General features: G+C 74.3%; 4 protein-coding genes. All 4 read left to right on the top strand.

The features are described from left to right. Nucleotides 1–5 precede the first annotated feature (5 nt). Entirely contained in the window at nucleotides 6–494 is a 489-nt protein-coding gene (locus tag AE652_RS33075) for a universal stress protein (RefSeq protein WP_234348632.1), read from the top strand. Between the two features lie 125 nt (nucleotides 495–619). Further along, on the top strand, nucleotides 620–2,074 hold the full coding sequence (locus tag AE652_RS33070) for a PLP-dependent aminotransferase family protein (protein ID WP_049658329.1): 1,455 nt from the start codon (nucleotides 620–622) through the stop codon (nucleotides 2,072–2,074). A gap of 163 nt (nucleotides 2,075–2,237) precedes the next feature. Continuing rightward, nucleotides 2,238–2,753 carry a hypothetical protein gene (locus AE652_RS33065; protein WP_063780349.1) on the top strand — a complete coding sequence of 172 codons (516 nt, stop codon included), beginning with the start codon at nucleotides 2,238–2,240 and terminating at the stop codon, nucleotides 2,751–2,753. A gap of 660 nt (nucleotides 2,754–3,413) precedes the next feature. Further along, a partial coding sequence (locus AE652_RS33060; protein WP_049658335.1) for a family 2B encapsulin nanocompartment shell protein occupies nucleotides 3,414–4,359 on the top strand: 946 nt, incomplete at its 3' end.

Below are 4,359 nucleotides of genomic sequence, written 5' to 3'. Positions count from 1 at the left end.
CGGGGGTGCCGATCGGCGCCGAGGAGCACGAGGCCGCGGCCGCGCCCGCGGGCTTCGAGCTGGGCACCGACGGCCCCAGCGTGGTGCTGGCCGGCCTGGACGGCTCCGACTCCTCCTGGCGCGCCACCGCCTACGCCGCCGGACTGGCCCGCCGGCAGGGCGCCGTCCTCGCGGTGGCGTACGTCCAGCCGATCCTCGGCGCCGCGACCGCCCTGGCCGGGGCCGCGGTGGAGGAGACCACCCAGGAGATCGCCGAGGAGCTGCTGGCCGCCCTGCGCGAGGCCGAGCACCGGGTGCGCGAGGTGTGGAAGGTGGAGTGGCGCTTCCTGACCATGCGCGGCGACCCGTACACCGGCCTCGCCAAGCTCGCGGACGAGCTGCGCGCCGACGCCGTGGTGGTCGGCGTCTCCGAGCAGGCCGGGCACAAGGTGATCGGTTCGGTGGCGGTCCGGCTGGTCAAGGCGGGCCGCTGGCCGGTCACCGTCGTCCCATAGGCGTGTGCCCCCAGCCTGAGGCGGGTGCCCTGAGCTGCGTGCCCCGGGCCTGAGGTACGTGCCCGGCCCGGGGCCGGGTAGCCGCCCGAAGGGGGCCGGAGCGGCGGCCGGTAGGGTGCGTGACCATGACGGACACGCGGGGCACGCACCCCTCCGAGCCCGCCCACCCGACCGGCAGTGACCTGCACCTCGACCTCCCCGCCACCGGGGGCCGGCGTGCCGCGCTGATGACGGCCCTGCGCGAGGCGATCCGCAGCGGCAGACTGGCCCCCGGCACCCGGCTGCCGCCCTACCGCGCCCTCGCCACCGACCTCGGCCTGGCCCGCAACACCGCCGCCGAGGCCTACGCCGAACTCGTCGCCGAGGGCTGGCTCACCGCCCGGCAGGGCTCCGGCACCACCGTCGCCGAACGCGCCGAACCCGTCCCGAGCGGCCGGGCCCGTCGGCCCTCCCGCCGCCCCGGCCCCACCCACGACCTGCGCCAGGGCCAGCCCGACGCCTCCTCCTTCCCGCGCACCGCCTGGCTCGCCGCCGCCCGCCGGGCCCTCACCGCCGCCCCCAACGAGGCCTTCGGCCCCGGCGACCCCCAGGGCCGGCGCGAACTGCGCACCGTCCTCGCCGACTACCTCGCCCGCGCCCGGGGCGTGCGCACCGACCCCGACCGGATCGTGGTCTGCTCGGGCTTCGCCCACGCGCTGCGGCTGCTCTTCGACGGCGCCGCGCCCGTCCTGCCGCCCGCCGAGCACGGCCCGCTGGCCGTCGAGGCGTACGGGCTGGGCTTCCACCGCGGGCTGCTGGCCGCCGCCGGCGTCACCACCGTTCCGCTGCCGATCGACGAACGGGGCGCCCGGACCGGCGAGTTGGCGAACCACCCGGACGTCCGGACGGCGCTGCTCACCCCCGCTCACCAGTTCCCCACCGGCGGCCCACTGCACCCTGGGCGCCGCGCCGCCGTGGTGGACTGGGCGCGCGGGCGCGGCGGGCTGGTCCTGGAGGACGACTACGACGGGGAGTTCCGCTACGACCGCCAGCCGGTCGGCGCCCTCCAGGGGCTCGACCCCGAACGGGTGGTCTACCTCGGCAGCGCCAGCAAGAGCCTCACCCCCGCGCTGCGGCTCGGCTGGATGGTGCTGCCCGACCACCTGGTGGACCGGGTGCTCGCCGCCAAGGGCGAGCGCGAGGGCTGGGCCAGCGCCCTCGACCAGCTGACCCTCGCCGAGTTCGTCGACTCCGGCGGCTACGACCGGCACGTGCGCCGGATGCGCCGCCGCTACCGCGAGCGCCGGGACGAGCTGGTGGCCGCCCTCGCGGCCCGCGCCCCGCACGTCGAGGTGTCCGGCATCGCGGCCGGCCTGCACGCGGTGCTGCGCCTGGAGCCGGGCACCGAGCGCTCGGTGCTCAAGGCCGCCGCCTACCGGGGCCTGGCCGTCGAGGGGCTCGCGGACTACCGGCACCCGGCGGTCGGGGAGGAGGCGATGCCCGCCGTCGACGGCCTGGTGGTCGGCTACGCCACGCCGCCGGACCACGCCTACCCGGCGGCGCTCGGCGCGCTCTGCGACATCCTGCCGCCGTGCGGGTGAGGGCCGCCCCCGGGAGCAGCGGCGAAGGATAGGCCCCCGGGTGCACCCGTGGGGGCGGAACGAGAGCGGCCGGTGCGCGGTGTCCGCTCGCCGCTCCTGCGTCGGTACGGACCCGGGCCGAGGAGCACAACCCCGGCGGAGGCGGGGCCTACGCTCCTTGGTCATGCGCAGAACACATCCGCGTCGCGCCGCGCTCGCCGCGTGTCCGGCCCTCGTCGTCGGTCTGCTCCTCTCCGCCGCCCCTGCCGCCCGGGCCGACGGACAACTGCCCCTCACGGCCGTCTCCGACAAGCAGACGACGGTCCGGGGGAGCGAGTTCACCGTCACCCTGACGCTCACCAACCCGTACGACACCCCGATCCAGTTCGTCTACCAGAGCGTCCAGGAGACCTACGCCACGAGTCTGGAGACCGGGCTGAAGTTCACCGCGACCGCCTGCGGCACCCAGACCAACGGGTGCAGTGACAACGTCCACGGCGGCATCGCCCGCTACAACGTCCCACTCGCCCCCGGTGCCAGCAGCGCCTTCACGGTGACGTACGCCGTCGCCCCTGATTCGGCCTGCGGTCCCGGCACCCGGATCGACCTCTACTCCTACCTGTACTACGAGTACAAGGGCGGTGAGGCCAACAACTCGGGCATCGTCGGCGTCCCCGGCACCCAGGTCGCCTGCGCCTGACCCGCCCGCCTCGACCGGCCTTCCTCACCGGCCTGGTCACCCGCCTGGTCCGCCTGACCCGAATGACCCGCCTGACCCGAATGGTCCGACCGGCCCACCGGTGTCATCGGCGGAGCACCACAGGCGCGCACCGTCCTCTCCGGCGCAGACGCCCACCGCACACCCCCCGTTCACCCGTCAGGTGCCGGCCTCCCCCGTGCCGGCACCTGACGGGCCGTTCGCGTTTCCCGTGGTCGGCCGCGGGGAGCGGCGGTCGGAGCCCGGCGGCGCGCGGGTGTCCGAACCGCCGGGACGGTGCGTCGGGTTGACGCCGGACGGTGGTCTCCGGGCCGTCCGGCCGGGCCCCGACCGGGGTGGAAAGGCCGTTGGCCGCAGGGGGATCGCCGGGGCGAACGGATGTTCCCGGAGTTTGCGGGGAGATGGGGGCGGACCGGGCAAGATTCACCCTATCGGGGGGTAGTGAGCCTTCGTTCGGGCTCCGTCGGGTCCTGATGATCTAGGGTTCCGGGTGGGCCGCCGGGAGACGGTGGTCGCCTTCTCGCGTAAATCGCCAACGCCCCCACCGATAAACGGATCTGATGATCCGTCATGGCATGCGTCAGGGCGGGCCGCTGTGCCCCTGGACGTGTGACCCGATCACAGGAATGGAGAGCCCTGCCGATGACCGTGGACACGAGCCCGGAGGCAGTGCAGGCCAAGCAGCAGAGCCTTGCGACGGCTGCTGCCCGGAACCTTGCCACCACGACCAAGTCCGCACCGCAGATGCAGGAGATCACCTCCCGCTGGCTGCTCAAGGTGCTCCCCTGGGTCCAGGCGGCCGGTGGCGCCTACCGCGTCAACCGTCGGCTCACCTACGCCGTGGGCAACGGGGTGGTGGAGTTCATCAAGACCGGCTCCCAGGTCCGGGTGATCCCGGCCGAGCTGGGCGAGCTGGCCCTGCTGCGCGGCTACGAGGACGAGGACGTCCTCACCGCCCTGGCCGACCGCTGCCAGCAGCGGGACTTCGGCCCCGGCGAGGTGCTCACCACCCAGGGCGAGGCCGCCGACAAGATCTTCCTGATCGCGCACGGCAAGATCAACAAGATCGGCACCGGCAAGTACGGCGACGACACCGTGGTCGGCGTGGCCGGCGACGGCGACCGCTTCGGTGACGACGCGCTGCTGAACCCGGACGCCGTCTGGGAGTTCACGGCCAAGACCGCCACCTCCGGTGTCGCCCTGACGCTGACCCGGGCGGACTTCGCCGCCATCCGGGACAACGCGCCCAGCCTCCAGGAGCACCTCCAGGGCTTCCTGGCCCTGCCGCTCCAGGCGCAGAACGAGCGCGGCGAGGCCGAGATCGCCATGTCGGCCGGCCACCACGGCGAGTACGAGCTGCCCGGCGCCTTCGTGGACTACGAGCTCAAGCCGCGCGAGTACGAGCTGAGCGTCGCGCAGACCGTCCTGAAGGTCCACACCCGCGTCGCGGACCTGTACAACCAGCCGATGAACCAGACCGAGCACCAGCTGCGGCTGACGATCGAGGCCCTGCGCGAGCGCCAGGAGCACGAGATCGTCAACAACCCGGAGTTCGGCCTGCTCAACAACGCCGACTTCGACCAGCGCA

The sequence above is a fragment of the Kitasatospora sp. MY 5-36 genome, from assembly GCF_001182915.1.
GTDB lineage: Bacteria > Actinomycetota > Actinomycetes > Streptomycetales > Streptomycetaceae > Kitasatospora.
The sequence above is the reverse complement of the archived record's forward strand: the minus strand, read 5'-3'. Positions and strand labels throughout refer to the sequence as shown.